This is a genomic window from Chryseobacterium sp. JV274, assembly GCF_903969135.1.
Lineage (GTDB): Bacteria > Bacteroidota > Bacteroidia > Flavobacteriales > Weeksellaceae > Chryseobacterium.
Genome location: NZ_LR824569.1, coordinates 2684465 through 2705714, shown reverse-complemented (window position 1 = coordinate 2705714; position 21250 = coordinate 2684465). Strand labels below are relative to the sequence as shown.

The following is a 21250-nucleotide window of genomic DNA, read 5'->3' as shown; positions in this document are numbered from 1 at the left end:
TTATTTTTTTAGTTCACAGTCCGATATTTGTTCTATTTCAATGTTATGGTTTCTCAGGAACGATATTCCATCGTCATCTGAATACTCATTAATATACACCAGTCTCGCAATTCCTGCCTGTAAAATCAGCTTGCTGCATTCTTTACAGGGAGACAGCGTCAGATATAACGTTGCCCCTTTTGCAGATTGAGTAGAAGCGGCCAGCTTTAATATAGCGTTCGCTTCAGCATGCAATACGTACCAGTGTGTTTTCCCTTCTCCATCTTCACAGCAGTTTTCGAATCCCGAAGGAGTCCCGTTGTAACCATCTGAAATAATCATCCTATCTTTTACGATAAGAGCTCCCACCTGTTTTCTCTTACAGTAGGAGAGTTTTGCCCATTCCTGAGCCATTTTTAGATAAGCTTTATCAAACTTATTCATACCACAGCATTGTTTTTTTTCGAAATAATTTGGATTAAAATCTTTTAGAAAGATTTAAAAGTTAGGCTTTCTCTTCTCTAGAAACGCAGTAACTCCTTCTTTCTTATCTTCCATTTCAAAAAGTTGCCCGAAATATTTAATTTCAGTTTCAAAACCTTTCTCTGTATCAGATAAATTTACGGCATTTATAGCCTTGGATATTGCCATTGGTGAATTGTAGGCAATCGTGTTTGCTAATTCTTTCGTTTTGGTTAATAATTCTTCAATAGGGTATACTTCATTGACCAGGCCGATCTCTTTTGCTTTTTGAGCAGGGATCATTTTGGCAGAGAAGATCATTTCATTGGCAATACCTTTTCCTACAAGCTTTGGAAGCCTTTGAGTTCCTCCGTATCCCGGGATTAATCCAAGAGTTACTTCAGGAAGTCCTAATCTGGCGTTTTCCGATGCATATCTGATATGGCATGCCATGGCAAGCTCTAAACCTCCGCCTAATGCAAAACCGTTTACGGCTGCAATGATAGGTTTAGACATATTTTCAATTTTATTGAACAATATATTTTGTCCGTTTCTTGCAAGTTCTTCAGCTTTTTCCTGTCCGAAGTCGCTGAACTCCTTGATATCAGCTCCTGCTACAAAAGATTTTTCTCCACTTCCGGTAAGGATAATTACCCTGCAGGAAGTATCAGCGTTAAGCTCATCCAGTGCGGTACTGATTTCCTGAATTGTTTTTGCATTTAAAGCATTTAAACTTCCAGGTCTGTTTATGGTAATAATAGATAATTTATCTTCTTTTTTTAATAATATGTTCTCGTAACTCATTTTTCCACTTTAAAATATCATCCTTTGCAAATTATGAATTTTTTACAAAAAAAAGGAAAAAATATTATTTTTTTTTCCTTTTTTTTAATTTATTATTCAATATGATTATTTGGAATGATTCATCATATTTGCATCAATATTGACATTTAACTGAGAAGCTACTTTCATGCCAAGCTCAATATTAGCACGGAAAAAGTGACATAATTGTCGGTTGATAATCTCGTCTTTTTTAGGCCCGCTGATGCCTTGCATGCTTCCGATAATATTTTGAATCAGACGATCTCTGTCTTCTGCGTTCATTGCTTTTGAATAAAGCAGACCCGGCTGAGTATAATGATCGCTGTCATTATCATTTCTGTTATAACTGGCTACATGAGCACTGTCTAATTCATACTCAAAACCTTTGTAATCAGAATCTGCTTTGATATCATCGAAACTGTTCGGATGGTAATTCGGTTTGTCCTGATAGTAGCTTGAATCTGCCATATAGCCATCTCTCTGGTAGTTATTGACCGCAAAAGGACATCTGTTCACCTCCAGTTGATGTGCGTTGACACCCACTCTGTAACGGTGTGCATCAGGATAAGAAAATAGTCTTCCCTGCAGCATTTTGTCAGGTGAGAAACTAATTCCGTTAATCAGGCTGCTTGGTGAAAAAGTAGATTGTTCAACATGAGCAAAATAATTAACAGGAACTTCATTAAGTTCCATTTCTCCTACCTCAATCAATGGGAAGTCATCATGAAACCACACTTTTGTTACATCAAAAGGATTCCATCTGAAGTCTTTTGCCTGTTCCTCAGTCATCACCTGGATATACAGGGTCCATTTCGGGAAGTCTCCGTTTTCAATAGCATTGCAAAGGTCTTCCTGGGCGAAGTCCGGATTTTCGCCGGCCATTTTTACCGCTTCTTCATCAGTGAAGTTTTTCACTCCCTGCTTGGTTTTGAAGTGGAATTTTACCCATACTCTTTCATTATTGTCATTAATCATGGAGAAAGTATGAGACCCAAATCCATGCATATGTCTGTATCCGTAAGGCGTTCCTCTGTCTGACATTAATATAAGAACCTGATGAAGCGATTCAGGATTTAAGCTCCAGAAATCCCACATCATGGTGGCGCTTTTTAAATTGGTTTTTGGAAGTCTTTTTTGAGTATGAATAAAGTCCGGAAATTTTTTTGCATCCTTAATAAAGAATACCGGAGTATTGTTTCCTACAAGATCCCAGTTTCCGTCTTCTGTATAAAATTTTAAAGCAAAACCTCTAGGGTCTCTCGCTGTATCTGCGCTTCCTTTTTCTCCTCCTACAGTAGAAAAACGGGCAAACATTCTGCATGAATTTCCTACTTTTGAGAACAGTTTTGCTTTTGTGTACTGGCTGATGTCATGGGTTACGGTAAAAGTTCCATAAGCACCGCTTCCTTTAGCATGCACAATCCTTTCAGGAATTCTTTCCCTAACGAAATGCGCAAGATTTTCCTGAAGAATAAAGTCTTGCAGCAATACCGGGCCTCTTGGTCCTACCGTCTGTGAATCCTGATGCTCAAAGTAAGGTGCGCCGTTGCTTAACGTTAATTTTTTAGAATCCATATAATTGAAGATTTGAATAATTCTTTTTCCTTTTTCTAAATCGAAGTGTAAAGGTAATGAATATCAAATTTACTTGAATTTTTAATTGCTAATAACAAAAACGTTATATCTTTGTAATAGATAATATTAATCAAATGAACATTCAGCAACTGGAGTATCTTATCGCTGTTGATAAGTATAAACATTTTGGTAAAGCAGCTCAGGCATGTTTTATTACACAACCTACGTTAAGTGCCATGATACAGAAATTTGAGGATGAACTGGATGTGAAGGTTTTCGACAGAACTACTCACCCGATTCGTACCACAGATGTAGGTCTTCAGATTATTGATCAGGCAAAAGTTATTATAGAATCTGTCAATGAGCTGAAAAACAAGGCGAACCTTTTGAATAATATTTTAGGAGGAACTCTTAATCTGGGAATTATTCCTACGGTTTCTTCTTTCATTCTGCCTACGGAAATTTTCAAGTTCCTTGAAGACAATCCAAAGATTCAGATGAATGTAAAAGAAATGACAACGGATAATATTATTAAAGCTTTAAAAGCAGGAGAACTGGATGCGGGAATTATCTCAACTCCTTATGATACTGCTGACGAGTTTTATCAGGATTTCTTATTCAATGAGGAGCTGATGATTTACAGTTCCAATACAGAAGCCAACAAAAAGAATTCTTACATCATTCCGGAAGATCTGAATGTAGAAAAAGTATGGTTACTTGAAGAAGGAAACTGTCTTAGAAATCAGTTTGAGAACATCTGTCATTTGAAAGAAAATACCCTGAAGCCTAAAAATTTAGACTTCCTGGCTTCCAATATCCAGACCTTGGTACACATGGTAGATAAAGTAGGAGGAATCAGTATTCTGCCAGAACTTGCTTTGAGTCAGCTTTCAGAAGAACAGAAGAAAAATGTTTTCAGATTCAAAAAACCTTTCCCTTATCGAGAAATCAGTATTATTTATTATAAGCCAACATTTAAGCAAAAAATAATTGATGAATTGTCACATTCTATCAAAACTTCTTTAGAACTTAAGCTGAATTATCACGAAAGTCCAAAAGAATTTGTAAGCATTAAGCCTCAGTAATGGAAATGCTTTAAAGTGATAGAAATCATCAATTTAAATAAAATTATAATTAATAAACAAAATTTTTGAGTATTACAAAAATAGTGCTTAAATTTGCTGACGTTTATTACGAGGAAAAATTTGACCTGATTGCAACCTCTATAAAAATATGCTAAAACAGTATTCTTTTTTGGGCAATTTTATTTCATATTTTTCTTCAATACAATTTTTTTAAATCTTTAAAAACAAAAGAATTATATGTCTTATTTATTTACATCTGAATCCGTTTCAGAAGGACATCCGGATAAAATTGCCGATCAAATCTCTGATGCATTAATCGACCATTTTTTAGCATATGATAAAGACTCAAAAGTAGCATGTGAAACTCTTGTAACTACCGGACAGGTGGTATTGGCAGGGGAAGTAAAATCAGATGCTTATCTTGATGTGCAGACTATTGCCAGAGAAGTAATCAACGGAATTGGATATACAAAAGGTGAATATATGTTCAATGGAGATTCTTGTGGAGTGATCTCTGCCATCCATGAGCAGTCACCTGATATCAACCAGGGAGTTGACAGAGCTGTAAATGACGAGTCTTTCGAAGCAAAAGCAAAAGCGCAGGGAGCAGGAGATCAGGGAATGATGTTCGGGTATGCTACCAATGAAACGGCTAACTATATGCCTCTTGCATTGGATCTTGCCCACACGATTCTGAAGGAACTTTCTGCCATCAGAAGAGAAAATAAAGAAATTACTTATCTTCGTCCTGATGCAAAAAGCCAGGTAACTATTGAGTATTCTGATGATCATAAACCAATCAGAATTGATTCTATCGTAGTTTCTACTCAGCACGATGATTTTGCAGCTGAAGAGGAAATGTTGAATAAGATCCGTGAGGATATTAAAAACATTCTGGTTCCAAGAGTTGTTGCACAACAGACTGAGGAAATCAAAGCTTTGTTCAACGATCAGATCAAATATCACATCAATCCTACAGGGAAATTTGTAATCGGAGGACCTCACGGGGATACAGGTCTTACAGGTAGAAAAATCATTGTTGATACCTACGGTGGTAAAGGAGCTCACGGAGGAGGTGCTTTCTCAGGAAAAGATCCTTCTAAAGTAGACAGAAGTGCTGCTTATGCTACAAGACATATTGCTAAAAACTTAGTGGCTGCAGGAGTTGCTGATGAAGTTTTGGTGCAGGTTTCTTATGCTATTGGTGTAGCTGAGCCTTGTGGTTTATATATCAATACTTACGGAACTGCAAAAGTAGATCTTCATGATGGAGAGATTGCGAAAAAAGTTTCTGCAATTTTCGATTTAAGACCTTATGCTATTGAGCAGAACTTAAAATTAAGAAATCCTATTTATCAGGAAACTGCTTCTTACGGGCATATGGGTAAAGAGCATTATATTGCTGATAAAACTTTTAATAAAGGACATAAAAATGAGCTTACATTGGAAGGGCTTGAGTTCTTTACTTGGGAGAAACTAGACAAAGTAGAGGAAATTAAAACCGCTTTCGGAATTTAATTTTCCCCTTAAAGAATAATAAATGAACTGCTTTATCTCTTGATAAGGCAGTTTTTTTTAATTTTACACCTTAATAATATAGAAAGATGATGAATTTTAGAACTGTAGTTGCTGTCCTGTCCCTGTTTTTGCTAAGTACATTAGCAAAGGCACAATATACCATGCATAAAATGATTACTGTGGGGTATACTTATCAGAATCAAAGTTTTGGTGAAATAGGAGGGAAATTGCTTTTTCTTAAAAATGACGATGTGATTTACAGATTGGGAGGATCTGCACTGATGGGAGTTGCGGACTCCAAATTTGCTATCATGCCAAAGCTCCAGGCGGATGTTCTTCTTAATTTTGAAAAAAATGTAGACTTCTATCACTCGTATTATTTTTTAGCAGGGGTAGAAGGAACCAATAAATACATTGCCCCTAAAATAGGAGTCACCTTATTTGGGATGCTAGACCTTACCGGAGGCTATGCTTTTCCTATCGGAGATACCCGATTGAACGGAAAAGAGATGAAAGGTCTGAATATTAATTTTACATTAAATATCCCTACCGTATTCATTCATGACATGTTTAAATGATTTTTTTTAGATTTTTCTCTAAAAAATTTAATAATAGGTTAACAGTTATTAAAAAAATATTATATTTACATCATAATAATTGTACTACCGCCTATAGAAGAGACTCTACTCTAAAACTGTTTTGTTTATACAGCAAAGGCCAGAAGAAATATCTGGTAGAATGGCTGTCTGCAAATATTTATATTGAGAAGAGTTATGAAATCAAAATCGGATAGTTTACTAATTTCCCTTTACCAGAAAGGAGACGAGGGTGCGTTGTCAACCCTTATTCATCGACATCAGAGAGAACTGTTTACATTCATTTTTTATAAAATTAATGATGAAGATTTAGCGAATGATATCTTTCAGGACACCTTTATGAAGATTATTGTTATGCTGAAAGAAGGGCGTTATAACGAAGAAGGTAAATTTATCCTTTGGGCAAAAAGGATTTCCCACAATTTAATTATCGACCATTTCAGATCAAAAGCAAAGAATATAAAGGTTTCAGAAACTACTTTTGAAACCGATGAATATTCTATTTTTGATTTGATCAGAGAGCCTTCTGAAAATATTGAAGATCAGCTTGTGACGAATCAGATACAGGAAGATCTTTTAAGGATGCTGCAGTTTTTACCACAAAATCAGCAAGAAGTAATCAAACTAAGATTTTTTGACGGGCTGAGTTTCAAGGAAATTGCGGATCATACAGATATGAGCATTAATACTACTCTTGGAAGAGTACGGTATGCGCTGATAAACCTGAGAAAAATCATGGATGAAAATAATATAATATTAACCAGATAAATAATATTTTGGGAAATTTCACGTTTTAAGGAAAACATACTTCGCTTATGAAAAAAAATGACTCCTTAAAAGTGAAAACTTTGAAACCTAAGAAACAAACTATTGATTTTTTGCTGAATTTTTCTAAAAGCCTTGAAGTTGTGAAAAGCAAGAGCAAAAATTATCCAATTTTAAAAAATTAAAATGATTAACTTTGTGCTGTATGAAAATGCAGCATGTTTTTTTTGACCTGGATAATACACTCTGGGATCATCGTAGAAATGCCTATCTTACCATCAAGGAACTTTTTGAAAAACAGGAAATTACTTCAAAGTATCATATTGACTTTGAAGAGTTTCATTCTGTTTACCATGATATCAACGAAGATTTATGGGAAAAGATCAGAGATGGAATTATTGGCAAAGAGTATTTGAGAGAACACCGTTTTTATGACTCATTTAAACATTTTGGAGTAGAAGATAGAGAACTTGCCCTTTATTTTGAAGAGCACTTTCTTGATAATATTGTGAGTCATAATCAATTGGTAGAAGGAGCTGAAGATGTTTTGGAATATCTGAAAGCTAAGAATTATACATTACACATTATTTCCAATGGATTTCAGGAGGTAACGGAAAGGAAATGTACCTTGTCCGGAATTGCCCCTTATTTTAAAACGATTACCAGTGCAGATGCTGTAGGAGTAAGAAAACCTAATCCCAGGATTTTTGAATACTCTTTAGGACTTTCTGAAGCCAGAAAAGAAGAAAGTATCCTGATTGGTGATGATTGGATTGCTGATGCCATGGGAGCAACAGACTTCGGAATGGATGCCATTTTCTTTGATGTTTATAAAGAAGATAAACGGAAAGAAGGATTAAAAGCCATTACCCATCTTCAGCAGATTAAAGAATACTTATAAATGTAAGACCATAAAGTCTAAAGTATAAATATAGGCCACTAAGATTATCTTAGTGGCTTTTCTGTTTTATAGACTTGAGAAATCAACGTAAAGATGTTTGATTATCCACGAAAATCTGCGATTAAGACTAAATCATAAATTCATTTATTTTTTTGCTGGATTAGTTTTCCCAATTCTTTCCCAAATTGATTTGCAACTTTGCTCCATAATAATGATAAAAAAATTAAATGTTATGAAAAATGTAAAGAAAATCACAGGAGTATTGATGATCATGTTTTTATTAATAGGAGGCTTCGTTTCTGCACAGGACAGAGCAATCAATGTTAATCAGTTACCCAAAACAGCTAAAAACTTTCTTGCTGCCCAATTTAAAGGAATACCTGTAACCTCGGCCATTGAAGACAGAGAAATTTATGGAGTAGATGAATATAAAGTATATCTGACCAATGGAATGAAAATAGAGTTTGACAGCAATGGAAACTGGAAAGAAGTGGATGGAAAGCATCAGAAAGTTCCGTATGGTTTCATTCCTGTATCGATCAGAAACTACAGTACAAAGAATTTCCCGAACACTTACATCATCAAGATCGAAAAGAAAAGATGGTCTTATAAAGCAGAACTTTCCAACGGACTGGAGCTTGAATTTGACAGAAACGGAAATTTTAAAAGAATTGATGATTAATACTTAACCGATGCAAACACTAAATTTTAATATTATGGTCAACTGGAATTTAATAAACAGTAACGGAAGAAAGATTTCTTCTGCTCAGATTAGAAAGAATATAGTTTCATTTATCACAAGGAATCATCCTTGCAGTGTCATTGACTCTATTGAAAAAAAATATAATGCTTATAAGATTCATTTGATGAATGGTCTATGTCTTGTTTTCGATGCAGATGGCCGTAACGTGAAATCAAATTAGATTATTCATGAAAAAATACCTGAGGGAAGAGGGCAGAGAGCATTTTCATTTTATAGATATCTTATCGGTTATCTATCATATAACCCTTATATTGATCATATTCTCGTAGACTCTTGGATGTGTATCTCTATCTCCGGCTTCCCTCCTTATAATTTCCTATATTTGATATTAGTTAATCATGCAGCAGAGCATATACACCCAGAGGTATGAAGATTTTAATAGTAGAAGATGAACCCGAACTAAAAGATACGGTACAGAAGTTTCTGGAAGCAGAACATTTCATTGTAGAGTATGCAGAAAATTACAGCAATGGGCTGGAGAAAATTATTTCTTACGAATACGACTGTATTTTGCTGGATATTATGCTGCCGGACGGAAACGGAATAGATCTGCTGAAAGAAATAAAAAAAATGCACAAGAAAGATCCCGTGATCATTCTTTCTGCCAAAGACTCAGTAGATGATAAGGTAACCGGATTGGAAATAGGGGCTGATGATTATCTTGCCAAACCTTTTCATCTTGCAGAACTGATGGCGAGGATCAAGTCGGTGATCAGAAGAAAAAATCAGGATGGTGAAAATATCATCCGATACAAAAATATAAGTATTGATCCGGAGAACAGAACAGTGAAAGTGGGAAATGAGGAGTTAGTCCTTAACCGCAAAGAATACGATCTATTGTATTATTTTGTGATCCATCCGGAAAAAACTTTACAGAAAACGACGTTGGCAGAAGCTATCTGGGGAGATTACATCGATCAGGCGGACAGTCTGGATTTTATTTATTCACAGATTAAAAATCTTCGTAAAAAATTAAAAACACTTAATGCAGAAGCTGATTTCCAGGCTGTATACGGAATAGGATATAAATTCATCTGATGAAAGTCTCTTTAAAATATTATACCATAAAATACCTGATCATCATCCTGCTGTTTGTTATTGCAGTTTGGGCAGGGTTGTTTTATGCCTACATTCTGGATGAAGTACATGATAATGTGGATGACGGATTGAAGGACCGGAAAATACAGATTATCAAAGCTGTTTATCTGAATCCCCAGCTGCTGAATAATAATGATTTTGGATTTAATGAATTTAAAATTAATCCCATTAAAGCTGAAGAGTATCAAAATAAAAGCAGGCTTTACAATAAGATGTATTATATGGAATATGATGATAAAGACCAGCCTTACAGAGTTCTTGAGGCAGACTTTATCGATCAGTTTAAAAATCAGCAGAGGCTTGTCATAAGAACGTCTACCGTAGAAGAGGACGAATTGATCTACGACCTTACGACTGCTTTAATTGTGCTTTATATCCTTTTGGTAATAAGCATTGTTGTCATCAACGGATATCTTTTGAATAAAGCAATGAGACCTTTCTACCTGATTTTGGATAAGCTTAAAAAATATCAGTTCGGAATCCCTTTTTCACAGGAAAAGCAGACATATAAAATTACCGAGTTCGAAGAATTGAATGTCGAAATCAATGAAATGATTGAACGTAACGAGCTTGTTTTTTACCAGCAGAAACAGTTTATTGAAAATGCGTCCCACGAACTTCAGACTCCTTTGGCTATTGTTATTAACAAAATTGACCTTCTGATTCAGAATGATGACCTTGATAAAAAGAGTATGACCTTTCTTACTGAAGTTAAAAATGATCTGCGAAGAATGGTAGGCTTAAACAAATCTTTATTAATGCTTTCCAAAATTGAAAACAGTCAGTTTAATAAAACTTCAGATGTTGACTTTAATGGAATGATTGCTCAGTTAGTTCAGAATTATGAAGATTTCATCGCATTTAAAAAAGTAGAGGTCAATATTATAGAGAAAGGAAAATTCGTTGCAGATTTTAACCAGGATCTGGCAGATATTCTGCTGTCCAATCTTCTTAAAAATGCGGTTAAATATAATAATGAAGAAGGAACGTTAAATATTATTGTTGAATATAACCGGATTACATTCCAAAACAGCGGTACAGCCATTCCTTTAGATAAGTCAAGGATCTTTAACCGTTTTTACAAGCAAGGATCAGATCATACCTCTACAGGATTAGGATTGTCTATCATTAAGACCATTATAAAACAATACCCGGGTTGGGATATTGTCTATGAATTCGGCGATCAGATGCATTACTTTATCCTGACAAAGAATAACGGAAAATGATATTCAGAAAATCATAATAAATAAAAAAAGCCTTTCGTTTGAAAGGCTTTCTTATGTTTACAACTTAGTATTAAAATCCTAAGCTTGTTCTTACTCTTTTAAGAGTTTCCAGGGCAATAGGTCTGGTTTTCTCGGCACCTTGCTGTAGTTTTGCTTCCAGCTCATCAAGGTTGTTCATATAATAAGCGAACGTTTCTCTTTCTTTCTCAAAACGTACCAGAATAAGATCCAGTAATTCCTTCTTAGCATGTCCGTATCCGAAGTTTCCGGCAAGATATTTTACTCTTAGCTCTTCAGTTTGTTCAGGTGTTGCAATAAGTTCATAGATCTGGAAGGTTTTATCAGTTTCGGGATCTTTAGGTTCCTCCAGAGATTTAGAATCTGATTCAATGCTCATTACCTGTTTTTTCAGTTCCTTTTCAGGTAAGAAAATATTGATAATATTTCCCATTGATTTAGACATTTTACGCCCATCAGTTCCGGGAACATATTTCGTGTCCTGCTGAAGTTCTGCTTGTGGTAATACAAGCACTTCTCCCATTTGATTATTAAACCTGGAAGCTACATCTCTTGCAATTTCCAAATGCTGAAGCTGATCCTTTCCTACAGGTACAATCTCTGCATCATACAGTAAAATATCTGCAGCCATCAGAATTGGGTAAGTAAATAAACCTGCATTTACATCCTGAAGTCTGTCAGCCTTATCCTTGAATGAATGAGCCAATGTTAATCTTTGATAAGGAAAAAAACATGATAAATGCCAAGAAAGTTCACAGGTTTCAGCGATATCACTTTGTCTGTAGAAAAATGTTTTTTCAGTATCTAATCCACAAGCAAGCCAAGCCGCAGCAATCTCGTAGGTATTTTGTCTTAACGTTTGCGCATCTTTAATCTGTGTAAGCGTGTGAAGATTCGCAATAAATAAAAATGATTCATTTCCTTCCTGCTTGGATAGTTCAATAGCAGGAATAATTGCCCCTAATAAGTTTCCAAGATGGGGTGTTCCGGTGGCTTGAATGCCGGTAAGAATTCTTGACATTTGTTTAAAATTTATATTAAAGAATTAATGAATTACAAATTTACGAGGTTTGTTGGGAATAACGAAAGATAAAAGATAAAAGATAAAAGATAAAAGATGTTGTCATTTAAAATTCAATGGAGGTGGGATATAATTCTGAGCGGAGACGAAGAAAGCCCAGCCAGCTTTAAATTAAGAATTCATTATTGGCTTTAGCCAAAACCTCTCAACTCATAATCCAGTATCCTTCTCCACCATTATCTGTGAAATCCGTGGTTAAAAAATATTAAGGAATCACAATTTTCTCCCCACCAAATTTAGGTTCTACTCCGAAAAGAAGGTCCCAGTATGCCTTAGCTTTGGCAGCGTACTCTCTCATATTGGTCTTTAAACCTGCGTATTTATTTACATCAGCAGCATTATAACCAAAGGCTTCCATTCCGTTTTTTCTGGCCAGGAAAACAGCTCTTTCATTGTGGAATTTCTGAGAGATAATCACCAGTTTTGTCTGGCTGAAAATATCTTTTGCCCTTACCACAGAATCCAGTGTTCTGAATCCGGCATGATCTAAAATGATTTTATCCTGTGGAACTCCTTTCTGCATTAATGCCAGCTGCATATCTTCAGGTTCATTATAGTCTTTGGTGCTGTTGTCACCACTTACAATAATATATTGGATTTTTCTGCTTTTGTATAAGTTGGCAGCAGCTTCAATTCTATTGTAGAAATAAGCATTCGGGGTTCCGTTGCTCAGAAGTTTTCCGGTTCCCAGTAACAGACCCGTTTTTGCTTCCGGTACATCTGCAATATTATAGGAAACGAAAGATTCGCTGTCCTTTTTTATGCTGTAATTTGCCCAGGCAATAAAAATAATTCCTGCAACCAGAAGAAGCAGGAAAATTTTAAAAATATTTTTGATTATTTTTTTCATCCGAAAATACATCTTTTAAAACTCAAGCCCGTTTGGAAATGCTTTTTTTCTGAAGATTAGAAGGAAAGCTGCACCTACTGTGATCGCAGAATCGGCAACATTGAAAATATATTTGAAGAACTCAATATGTTTTCCTCCTATTAAAGGCCAGCTTTCAGGGACGTACCAGTCTACTACCGGGAAATGAAGCATATCCACTACACAGCCTTTCATAAAGGTAGAATATCCCTGCCCAAAAGGAACAAGCTTAGAGATACCTCCATACCCAATCCATCGGTCAGTACTGGCGTCATACACTGTTCCGGTGTCGAAGATCATCCCATAAAACATTCCGTCAATAAGATTTCCGATTGCTCCGGCGAAAATGATGGCCATAGGAATCAAAAGATAATTGGATGCTCCGTCTTTCAACCATTTTTTAAACATATATACCATTCCTCCAATCAGGAAAACTCTTAGGATTACCAGAAAGTATTTCCCGATGATTCCGCCAAAATGAAATCCATAAGCCATTCCAGGGTTTTCAACAAAAGTTTTGTTAAAGAAACCATTGACTACAGGAATACTTTCATTCAGTTCAAAATGAGTTTTGATGTAAATTTTTGAAGCCTGGTCAATCAACAACACTAAAAATGTTATCGCTAATATCTTTTTCATTACTCTCCTTTAGGTTTTGAAGGTTTTGCAGCAGGTTTTATATTTTTATTATCACTTGCTTTCTTAACCACTTTCTGTCCGTTATACGAACTTTTAACATGAGCTTTTTCAAATTTAATGTTCATTTCTTTCAGTACACTTTTCAGTGCGCTAAGCTCCATTGCATTTTTTGGATGTACTATAATAGATTCCATTTCTTATATTTAATTTTTACATTTTGGACAATTCGTCGAGTCGTTTTCTATCTTTTTCAGATAAATCACTGATTCCGTTTCTGCCCATTTTGCTTAAAAGTCTGTCGATCTCTTTCTCCCGCTCGCGTTTATCAGAATTGAATTGATCATCAATAGTATAGTTTTTCTGAGGTTCAGAAAAGAATCTGTTTTTAATCCATTCTCTATTGAAAAACAGTAATGCTATTGCGATAATAAATCCTAAAATTAATAATTCGCTCATAGGTATACATTAAAAATTAGGTTTATAAAGTATCCGTGAATACGATATAAACCCAATATTATTTTTTACAAACCTTGCGGTTATTTTTGCATGTTTTTCGCTTCGATGCTCAGCGTAGCATGAGGAACGGCTAAAAGTCTTTCCTTAGGAATCAGTTTTCCTGTTACTCTGCAAACACCATACGTTTTATTTTCGATTCTGATCAAAGCATTTTTAAGATCACGCACAAATTTTTCCTGTCTTCCTGCCAAAATAGAGTTCTGCTCTTTGCTCAATGTTTCTGCTCCTTCCTCAAAAGCTTTGAAAGTAGGAGAGGTATCATCAGTTCCATTATTCTGGTCATTGATGAAACTTTCTCTGATAAGCTGAAGATCCTTTTCTGCTTTTTCTATTTTTTCTTTAATAATTGCCTTAAATTCCTGTAAATCAGCATCGCTGTATCTAACTCTTTCGTCTGACATATTCGTTCTCTTTTTTAATAAAATTATGAAATGGAATTTGAAATATAATAACTACATGTTAATTTTTTTCAACATTTATCTTAAAATTAACCTCATCTATTTCGATTTCGTTAAAATTTGAAAGTGAAGATACAATTTCTATTTTATTTGACAAGACTTCAGAAGAAATATATTCTTCATTTTTCTTAATATCATTAAGGAAAGGTGAGTTTTCTTCAATGGAGATATTAATCTTGTCTGTCAGTTCAAAGTCTTTATCTTTTCGCAGGTTTTGAATTCTGTTGATGAATTCTCTTGCGATACCTTCAGATTTTAGCTCATCGGTTAACGTCAAATCTAATGCCACAGTTGTTTTACCGTCTGAAGTAACCGTCCATCCCGGGATATCTTTTGTAGAAATTTCCACATCATCAAGTGTGATTTCATATCCCTGAACATCTAGTTTTCCTTCTTTTTCAAGACCGGCAATCTGTTCTGTATTAAGATTTGCAATCTCGGCACCTACCACCTTCATGTCTTTTCCTAATTTAGGACCAAGAGCTTTGAAGTTGGGTTTTATCTGTTTTACAATTAAGTGAGATGCTTCTTCAGCATTGATTAACTGTAATTCTTTCACGTTTACTTCCTGTTTGATCAGATCCGCAACAGCAAGAATTTGCGCTTCTGTTTTAGAATCCAATACAGGAACCAATACTTTTTGTAACGGCTGACGAACTTTTACATTTTCTTTCTTTCTTAGTGAGAAGACCATACTTGTAATGTTCTGAGCAAGATGTGTTTTTTCAACCAGATCCTGATCAATTAAGCTTTCATCAGCTACCGGGAAGTCTGTTAAGTGTACAGATTCACAGTTCTCTTTACCTGTTACTTTATTCAGGTCCTGGTATAATTGATCCATAAAGAACGGAGCAATAGGAGCAGATAGCTTAGCCACTACTTCAAGACATGTGTATAATGTTTGGTAAGCAGAGATCTTGTCATCAGAATATTCTCCTTTCCAGAAACGTCTTCTGCATAATCTTACATACCAGTTACTCAGGTTATCATTTACAAAAGTGCTGATTGCTCTTGCTACTCTTGTGGGTTCATAGTCTTCATAGAAAGCTTTTACTTCTTTGATCAGAAGATTCAGTTCAGAAAGAACCCATCTGTCAATTTCAGGACGGTTTTCCACTTCCTTTTCTGAATAGTTGAAGCCGTCAACATTCGCATATAAAGCAAAGAATGAATAGGTATTGTAAAGCGTTCCGAAGAACTTTCTTCTTACTTCGTCAATTCCTTCAATGTCAAACTTCAGGTTTTCCCACGGGTTTGCATTGGAGATCATATACCAACGGGTAGCATCCGGTCCATATACAGAAAGTGTTTCAAACGGATCTACAGCATTTCCTAAACGTTTTGACATCTTCTGTCCGTTCTTATCCAGAACAAGACCATTACTCATTACATTTTTATAAGCAACAGAATCAAACACAGCAGTTCCGATCGCGTGAAGTGTATAGAACCATCCGCGGGTCTGGTCAACACCTTCTGCGATGAAATCAGCAGGGAATGCCTTATTGTTGTCGATTAATTCTTTATTTTCAAAAGGATAATGCAATTGAGCATAAGGCATAGACCCTGAATCGAACCAAACGTCGATCAGGTCGCTTTCACGTCTCATTGCTTTTCCTGAGTCAGAAACCAATACTATTTTGTCTACTACGTTTTTGTGAAGATCCACAAGCTCATAGTTAGACTCAGCCATACTTCCGATGATAAAACCTTGGAACGGGTTTTCAGTCATCAATCCAGCTGCAATTGATTTCTCGATTTCGTTGTATAACTCTTCTACAGAACCGATGATCTTTTCTTCTTTCAGGTCATCTGTTCTCCAGATTGGCAACGGAATACCCCAATATCTTGAACGGGAAAGATTCCAGTCGTTTACATTTTCCAACCAGTTAGCAAAACGTCCTTCTCCGGTAGCTTTTGGTTTCCAGTTGATTTCTTTGTTCAAATTAACCAATCTGTCTTTTACAGCGGTCATTTTTACAAACCATGAATCCAGCGGATAATACAATACCGGTTTGTCAGTTCTCCAGCAATGTGGATAAGAGTGAACATATTTTTCTACTTTGAAGGCTTTGTTCTCTATTTTCAATAGGATCGCAAGTTCTACATCCCATGATTTCTCAGGAGCAGTTCCTTCATCGTAATATTCGTTTTTGATATAGGTTCCGGAGAATACCTCAGGAACATTTTCACCTTTGATGAATTTACCCTGTAAATCTACCAATGGCACAAGGTTGTCATTTTCGTCCTTCACCAACATTGGCGGGATCTCAGGCTGAGCCATTTTAGCAACTCTCGCATCATCAGCACCAAAAGTAGGCGCTGTATGAACGACACCTGTACCGTCCTCTGTCGTTACGAAATCTCCCAGGATTACTCTGAATGCATTTTCAGCATTATCGTTGGGTGTAAACCAAGGAACTAATTGCTCATATCTCGTGTCAACAAGTTTTTCTCCTGTAAACTCTTTTAAAACCTTGAAAGGAATTACTTTAGTTTCTGAAGTATAGTTGGCAAAATCTTCATCTGTACCTTCTGTATATTTTTTACCGAAAACTTTAGGTAAAAGAACTCTTGATAAAACAACAGTTACGGGTTCAAATGTATATTGGTTGAAAGTTTTAACTACAACATATTCAATATCTCTCCCTACAGTAAGAGCTGTATTGGATGGCAATGTCCATGGAGTTGTCGTCCATGCAAGGATATGAACATCTCCGTCCACATCATTGAATAATGCTGAAGAGTCTTTTTTTACTTTAAACTGAGCGACAACCGTTGTGTCTGAAACATCACGATAGGTCCCGGGCTGATTCAGCTCGTGAGAAGAAAGTCCTGTTCCTGCTTTCGGAGAGTAAGGCTGGATCGTATACCCTTTATACAACAAGCTTTTGTCATATAATTGTTTCAATAACCACCAAACGGTTTCCATATATTTTGACTTGTACGTGATGTACGGATCATCAAGGTCTACCCAATATCCGATTTTCTCCGTAAGATTATTCCAAACATCAGTGTAACGCATTACCGCTTCACGGCAAGCTCTGTTATAATCTTCAATAGAGATTTTTTTGCCAATATCTTCTTTCGTGATTCCTAATTCTTTTTCTACACCCAGTTCCACAGGAAGACCATGCGTATCCCAGCCTGCTTTACGGAAAACCTGCTTTCCGTTTTGAGTCTGGTAACGGCAGAAAATATCTTTCAATGCTCTTGCCATTACGTGATGAATTCCAGGCATACCGTTTGCTGAAGGCGGACCTTCATAAAAAACAAACTCAGGATTTCCCTGACGAATCTCAACACTCTTATTGAAAGTTTTATTTTGTTTCCAAAATTCCGCTACATTCTCTGCTACGTCAATAAGGTTGAGGTTTTTGTATTCTTTAAATTGGCTCATTGTAAATATCTCAATATCGTTGATTAATTAAGTCTGCAAATTTACTAAAATTTGTCGGTTTATAATATATGTTTTATTTTGATATCATCTATTAAAAAGTTCAATCTCAGAAATATAAATAGAGAAAGTGAAAAAAGTGAATAGTGAATGGTCAATAAGTGAATTTTTCTGGCTGTTTTCATGTGAAATTTTATGTAATTTATTCAATAGAAGTGGCTTTAGCCGAAACTAAAAAGTTGTCTACATCTAAAAACATAAACATCTGTGAAAATCCGTGTAATCTGTGGTTAAGAAATACTTATATCAATTCAAAAATAAGGACATGATGATTGGAAATTCGTATATTTAAGTAGCTCTAAATCCAAATGCTGTATGAAAACCTTTTATCAACTGATGCTTTTTGTTTGTTTTATCAACACGAGCATTATACAGGCTCAAAATAATTACCCTCAGAATTATTTCCGGAATCCTTTGAATATTCCCATGCAGCTAGCTGCCAATTTTGGTGCTGTAAGGACAAACCACTTTCATATGGGACTTGATTTAAGAACGAACAGTCAGGAAAATTTGCCGGTTGTTGCCGCAGCAGAAGGATATGTGAGCAGAATAAAAGTGGAACGGAACGGTTTTGGAAATGCAGTGTACATTACTCATCCCAATGGCTATACTACTGTGTATGCCCATTTGAACAAATACTTCAATAAGCTTGATGAATATGTAAAGGAAAGACAATATAAAGACGAAAAGTGGGAACAGGATATCACGTTCCAGCCTGGACAGTTTCCGGTGGAAAAAGGACAGCAAATTGCACTAAGTGGAAATACCGGAGGCTCTGCTGGTCCGCATTTACATTTTGAAATAAGAGATACCAAAACAGAAGAATGTCTTAATCCCTTGCTTTTCGGTTTTGCTATTCCAGATACTGTAGCACCCATTATCAGCGGACTGTATTGGTATGACCGACGTTTCAGTACCTACGAACCTGGCGCGAACGGAATTGCAGTAAAAAAAGCTGGAAATGTTTATACTTCTCATCTCGTTCAGGTTAATTCTCCGGAAATAAGTTTTGCCATTAAAGCCGTAGATAAAGCCAATCAAGGGTTTAATCTGGGGATTTATAACGCAGAATTATTGATGGATGGCAAGTTGATTTATAGTTTTAAAATTGATAAAGTACATTATGACGAGACTCGCTATATCAACGGCTGCATAGATTATACTAAATTCATCAGGGATAAAATGGGAATTCAGCATTTGTCAGTTTTACCGGGGATGAAACTTCAGAATTATAGTCTTTCCAATCTGGCAGGGATTATCAATCTCCCGGATGAAGAGGTTCATACGATTGAAATTATCTTGAAAGATACAAAAGGAAATACAAGCCGGTTAACAACAAAACTTCAGTTCAATAAAACTTCGGACAAAGTATCTTCTACAGGAAAAACGCTAATGCCTAATGAAGGAAAAACAATTTCTACCGAAAATACTGAGATTAATTTCAGCAAAAATACAGTATATGATGCAGTAAATTTCAATGCCTATGAAAAACCGGATAGCGATCCCAATGCGATTTCAAATAGTATTGTTTTGCATAGTCCATATATCCCGGTTCATGTTGAATATACTTTGAAAATAAAACCGAATAGAAAATTAACCAATACAGAAAAAGATAAAGCCGTTATTCTCCTTGATTATGGCAGTGACAAAGATGTCGTCAAGGTACAATGGAATAACGACTGGGCAGAAGGTAAATTCAATAGATTGGGTACCGCAAAATTATTAATAGACAATAATCAGCCATCTGTTTCATCAGGCTGGAGTGAAGGAGCACTGGTTAATAACAGTTCTTTATTGTTAAAAGGAACAACAAAAGTGGGAGATATTGTTTCATTCCGGGCCGAACTGGATGGGAAGTGGCTTCGCTTTGCCCGTGTAAAAGATAATTTTATCTACACCTTTGATGAAAAGTGCCCGAGAGGATCAGGTTCTCATACTTTAAAAGTTACAACAGTAAATACCGCTGGAAATACAAACATACAATCCTTTACTTTCCAGAGATAAATAATCTTTTAATACTTGAATCTTTAAATCTTTTAATTTTAATTAAATAAATTTGCTCTTTAAAAATTAAAATCATTGGAATTTCATCCGTCAATCGAGAAAGCAGGGACTCAGGAAATCAAACTATTTCAGGAAGAAAAACTTCATGAACTTTTGGGGTATCTGGAAGCTCATTCACCTTTTTATCAAAAACTGTTCAGAGAAAATAATATCCATATTGCTGATATCCGTACTTTGGAGGATCTTCAGAAAATCCCTACAACGACGAAGAATGATCTGCAGCAGTACAACCATGATTTTTTCTGCATAACACCGGATAAGATTGTGGATTACAGTACCACTTCCGGAACGTTGGGAGATCCGGTTACTTTCGGGCTTTCGGATAATGATCTCGAAAGACTGGCTTATAACGAAGCGATCTCTTTTGCCTGTGCCGGAATTCAAAAAGGGGATGTTGTTCAGATGATTACCACCATAGACAAAAGGTTTATGGCGGGACTTGCTTATTTTCTGGGGTTAAGAAAAATGGGAGCAAGCGTAGTGAGAATGGGACCTGGAATTCCTGAACTGCAATGGGATTCCATTTTCAGATACAAACCTAAATATCTGATTACCGTTCCTTCTTTCCTGTTGAAAATGATTGACTATGCCGAGAAACATGGATTGGATTATAAAAATTCCAGTGTTTATGGAGCTGTGTGTATCGGAGAAAGTATCAAAAACCAGGATTTTACAGATAATATCCTTTCTCAGAAAATCAAGGAAAAGTGGAATATAAAACTTTTTTCAACCTATGCCTCTACAGAAATGAGTACCGCTTTTACAGAGTGCGAATTTCAGATTGGAGGACATCACCACCCGGAACTGATCATTACAGAAATTCTGGACGACAACGGAAACCCTGTACAAGAAGGAGAAAGTGGCGAGCTTACCATCACTACTTTAGGAGTAGAAGCTATTCCTTTGTTAAGATTTAAAACCGGAGATATTGTAAAAGCGCACTATGAACCATGCCTGTGTGGAAGAAGTACAATGAGATTAGGGCCTGTGGTAGGCAGGAAACAACAAATGATCAAATACAAAGGAACAACTTTGTATCCGCCGGCAATGAACGATATTTTGAATGATTTTAATACTATCTTATGCTACCAGATCGTCATTCAGGCTAACGACATCGGACTTGATGAAATTATTATCAAACTAAGCACTGAAGAAGAATACGACAGCTTTGTGAATGAAGTCAGAGATCACTTCCGTGCAAAATTGAGAGTAAGTCCGAAAATTGAAATCATTGACTTTGATATCTTATCTAAAACAGTTTTTAATCCAAACAGCAGGAAACCAATCACTTTTATTGATTTAAGATAAAATTAAAAAATAAAGAGTCAATAGAAGCTTCCTTTTATAATATCTTTGGGCTCT

The 21250-nt window shown here is 35.7% G+C and carries 21 protein-coding genes; 11 read left to right on the top strand and 10 right to left on the bottom strand.

Translation table 11 applies throughout. The annotated features are described in order from the left end of the window. The 3 genes from CHRYMOREF3P_RS12510 to CHRYMOREF3P_RS12500 all read right to left on the bottom strand — a co-directional run bounded on the left by CHRYMOREF3P_RS12510 (nt 1) and on the right by CHRYMOREF3P_RS12500 (nt 2838). Complete coding sequence (locus CHRYMOREF3P_RS12510; RefSeq protein ID WP_076356921.1) at nt 1-423, bottom strand: deoxycytidylate deaminase; 423 nt, start codon at nt 421-423, stop codon at nt 1-3. Nucleotides 424-477: 54 nt separating this feature from the next. Next, entirely contained in the window at nt 478-1245 is a 768-nt protein-coding gene (locus CHRYMOREF3P_RS12505; protein ID WP_180564758.1) for an enoyl-CoA hydratase/isomerase family protein, read from the bottom strand. A 105-nt stretch (nt 1246-1350) separates the two neighbouring features. Beyond that, the gene (locus tag CHRYMOREF3P_RS12500) at nt 1351-2838 is read right to left on the bottom strand and encodes a catalase (RefSeq protein ID WP_180564757.1); all 1488 of its coding nucleotides are present in this window, start codon (nt 2836-2838) and stop codon (nt 1351-1353) included. Nucleotides 2839-2972: 134 nt separating this feature from the next. Between CHRYMOREF3P_RS12500 and CHRYMOREF3P_RS12495 the strand changes: the two genes are divergently transcribed. The 9 genes from CHRYMOREF3P_RS12495 (at nt 2973) to CHRYMOREF3P_RS12455 (ending at nt 10790) form a co-directional block, all read left to right on the top strand. Beyond that, on the top strand, nt 2973-3923 hold the full coding sequence (locus CHRYMOREF3P_RS12495; protein WP_047377365.1) for a LysR substrate-binding domain-containing protein: 951 nt from the start codon (nt 2973-2975) through the stop codon (nt 3921-3923). Nucleotides 3924-4160: 237 nt separating this feature from the next. Then, on the top strand, nt 4161-5441 hold the full coding sequence (metK, locus tag CHRYMOREF3P_RS12490; RefSeq protein ID WP_180564756.1) for a methionine adenosyltransferase: 1281 nt from the start codon (nt 4161-4163) through the stop codon (nt 5439-5441). An 86-nt stretch (nt 5442-5527) separates the two neighbouring features. Continuing rightward, nucleotides 5528-6019, top strand: a complete 492-nt coding sequence (locus tag CHRYMOREF3P_RS12485) for a hypothetical protein (RefSeq protein ID WP_077419515.1) — start codon at nt 5528-5530, stop codon at nt 6017-6019. 195 nt (nt 6020-6214) lie between these two features. After that, a complete protein-coding gene (locus CHRYMOREF3P_RS12480) occupies nt 6215-6805 on the top strand; it encodes an RNA polymerase sigma factor (protein WP_047377368.1) in 591 nt (196 codons plus the stop codon). A gap of 202 nt (nt 6806-7007) precedes the next feature. Further along, complete coding sequence (locus tag CHRYMOREF3P_RS12475; protein ID WP_180564755.1) at nt 7008-7703, top strand: YjjG family noncanonical pyrimidine nucleotidase; 696 nt, start codon at nt 7008-7010, stop codon at nt 7701-7703. 232 nt (nt 7704-7935) lie between these two features. Continuing rightward, nucleotides 7936-8385 (top strand): PepSY-like domain-containing protein, encoded by a 450-nt coding sequence (locus tag CHRYMOREF3P_RS12470; RefSeq protein WP_175627304.1) that lies wholly within the window; start codon nt 7936-7938, stop codon nt 8383-8385. Between the two features lie 10 nt (nt 8386-8395). After that, a complete protein-coding gene (locus tag CHRYMOREF3P_RS24405; RefSeq protein WP_077419518.1) occupies nt 8396-8626 on the top strand; it encodes a PepSY-like domain-containing protein in 231 nt (76 codons plus the stop codon). Nucleotides 8627-8832: 206 nt separating this feature from the next. Next, entirely contained in the window at nt 8833-9504 is a 672-nt protein-coding gene (locus CHRYMOREF3P_RS12460) for a response regulator transcription factor (protein ID WP_047381613.1), read from the top strand. Then, nucleotides 9504-10790: a sensor histidine kinase gene (locus CHRYMOREF3P_RS12455; protein ID WP_077419519.1), complete on the top strand. Its 1287-nt coding sequence runs from the start codon at nt 9504-9506 to the stop codon at nt 10788-10790. Before CHRYMOREF3P_RS12460 ends, CHRYMOREF3P_RS12455 begins: the two co-directional genes overlap by 1 nt. Before the next feature lie 70 nt (nt 10791-10860). On the opposite strand, the gene trpS is transcribed toward CHRYMOREF3P_RS12455, so the two are convergent. The 7 genes from trpS to ileS all read right to left on the bottom strand — a co-directional run bounded on the left by trpS (nt 10861) and on the right by ileS (nt 17767). After that, on the bottom strand, nt 10861-11829 hold the full coding sequence (gene trpS / locus CHRYMOREF3P_RS12450) for a tryptophan--tRNA ligase (protein ID WP_077419520.1): 969 nt from the start codon (nt 11827-11829) through the stop codon (nt 10861-10863). A gap of 265 nt (nt 11830-12094) precedes the next feature. After that, nucleotides 12095-12739, bottom strand: a complete 645-nt coding sequence (locus tag CHRYMOREF3P_RS12445) for a vancomycin high temperature exclusion protein (RefSeq protein ID WP_077419521.1) — start codon at nt 12737-12739, stop codon at nt 12095-12097. 15 nt (nt 12740-12754) lie between these two features. Beyond that, a complete protein-coding gene (locus tag CHRYMOREF3P_RS12440) occupies nt 12755-13396 on the bottom strand; it encodes a lipoprotein signal peptidase (RefSeq protein ID WP_077419522.1) in 642 nt (213 codons plus the stop codon). Then, nucleotides 13396-13590: a DUF2683 family protein gene (locus CHRYMOREF3P_RS12435; RefSeq protein ID WP_077419523.1), complete on the bottom strand. Its 195-nt coding sequence runs from the start codon at nt 13588-13590 to the stop codon at nt 13396-13398. Before CHRYMOREF3P_RS12435 ends, CHRYMOREF3P_RS12440 begins: the two co-directional genes overlap by 1 nt. A 16-nt stretch (nt 13591-13606) precedes the next feature. Beyond that, entirely contained in the window at nt 13607-13852 is a 246-nt protein-coding gene (locus CHRYMOREF3P_RS12430) for a DUF6576 domain-containing protein (RefSeq protein ID WP_077419524.1), read from the bottom strand. Nucleotides 13853-13932: 80 nt separating this feature from the next. After that, nucleotides 13933-14313 (bottom strand): TraR/DksA family transcriptional regulator, encoded by a 381-nt coding sequence (locus CHRYMOREF3P_RS12425; protein WP_002983772.1) that lies wholly within the window; start codon nt 14311-14313, stop codon nt 13933-13935. Nucleotides 14314-14371: 58 nt separating this feature from the next. After that, a complete protein-coding gene (ileS, locus tag CHRYMOREF3P_RS12420; RefSeq protein WP_180564754.1) occupies nt 14372-17767 on the bottom strand; it encodes an isoleucine--tRNA ligase in 3396 nt (1131 codons plus the stop codon). A 372-nt stretch (nt 17768-18139) separates the two neighbouring features. Between ileS and CHRYMOREF3P_RS12415 the strand changes: the two genes are divergently transcribed. Further along, entirely contained in the window at nt 18140-19828 is a 1689-nt protein-coding gene (locus CHRYMOREF3P_RS12415; RefSeq protein ID WP_180564753.1) for a M23 family metallopeptidase, read from the top strand. A gap of 75 nt (nt 19829-19903) precedes the next feature. Then, nucleotides 19904-21196 (top strand): phenylacetate--CoA ligase family protein, encoded by a 1293-nt coding sequence (locus CHRYMOREF3P_RS12410; RefSeq protein WP_077419527.1) that lies wholly within the window; start codon nt 19904-19906, stop codon nt 21194-21196. The last annotated feature ends 54 nt before the right edge of the window (nt 21197-21250 follow it).

Coding starts and splice junctions, on each gene's coding strand:
- CHRYMOREF3P_RS12435 (WP_077419523.1), bottom strand. CDS start 13,590: ATGGAATCTATTATAGTACATCCAAAAAATGCAATGGAGCTTAGCGCA.
- CHRYMOREF3P_RS12440 (WP_077419522.1), bottom strand. CDS start 13,396: ATGAAAAAGATATTAGCGATAACATTTTTAGTGTTGTTGATTGACCAG.
- ileS (WP_180564754.1), bottom strand. CDS start 17,767: ATGAGCCAATTTAAAGAATACAAAAACCTCAACCTTATTGACGTAGCA.
- CHRYMOREF3P_RS12475 (WP_180564755.1), top strand. CDS start 7,008: ATGAAAATGCAGCATGTTTTTTTTGACCTGGATAATACACTCTGGGAT.
- CHRYMOREF3P_RS12425 (WP_002983772.1), bottom strand. CDS start 14,313: ATGTCAGACGAAAGAGTTAGATACAGCGATGCTGATTTACAGGAATTT.
- CHRYMOREF3P_RS12480 (WP_047377368.1), top strand. CDS start 6,215: ATGAAATCAAAATCGGATAGTTTACTAATTTCCCTTTACCAGAAAGGA.
- CHRYMOREF3P_RS12445 (WP_077419521.1), bottom strand. CDS start 12,739: ATGAAAAAAATAATCAAAAATATTTTTAAAATTTTCCTGCTTCTTCTG.
- trpS (WP_077419520.1), bottom strand. CDS start 11,829: ATGTCAAGAATTCTTACCGGCATTCAAGCCACCGGAACACCCCATCTT.
- CHRYMOREF3P_RS12470 (WP_175627304.1), top strand. CDS start 7,936: ATGAAAAATGTAAAGAAAATCACAGGAGTATTGATGATCATGTTTTTA.
- CHRYMOREF3P_RS12500 (WP_180564757.1), bottom strand. CDS start 2,838: ATGGATTCTAAAAAATTAACGTTAAGCAACGGCGCACCTTACTTTGAG.
- CHRYMOREF3P_RS12505 (WP_180564758.1), bottom strand. CDS start 1,245: ATGAGTTACGAGAACATATTATTAAAAAAAGAAGATAAATTATCTATT.
- metK (WP_180564756.1), top strand. CDS start 4,161: ATGTCTTATTTATTTACATCTGAATCCGTTTCAGAAGGACATCCGGAT.
- CHRYMOREF3P_RS12495 (WP_047377365.1), top strand. CDS start 2,973: ATGAACATTCAGCAACTGGAGTATCTTATCGCTGTTGATAAGTATAAA.
- CHRYMOREF3P_RS12485 (WP_077419515.1), top strand. CDS start 5,528: ATGATGAATTTTAGAACTGTAGTTGCTGTCCTGTCCCTGTTTTTGCTA.
- CHRYMOREF3P_RS12430 (WP_077419524.1), bottom strand. CDS start 13,852: ATGAGCGAATTATTAATTTTAGGATTTATTATCGCAATAGCATTACTG.
- CHRYMOREF3P_RS24405 (WP_077419518.1), top strand. CDS start 8,396: ATGCAAACACTAAATTTTAATATTATGGTCAACTGGAATTTAATAAAC.
- CHRYMOREF3P_RS12460 (WP_047381613.1), top strand. CDS start 8,833: ATGAAGATTTTAATAGTAGAAGATGAACCCGAACTAAAAGATACGGTA.
- CHRYMOREF3P_RS12415 (WP_180564753.1), top strand. CDS start 18,140: ATGAAAACCTTTTATCAACTGATGCTTTTTGTTTGTTTTATCAACACG.
- CHRYMOREF3P_RS12510 (WP_076356921.1), bottom strand. CDS start 423: ATGAATAAGTTTGATAAAGCTTATCTAAAAATGGCTCAGGAATGGGCA.
- CHRYMOREF3P_RS12455 (WP_077419519.1), top strand. CDS start 9,504: ATGAAAGTCTCTTTAAAATATTATACCATAAAATACCTGATCATCATC.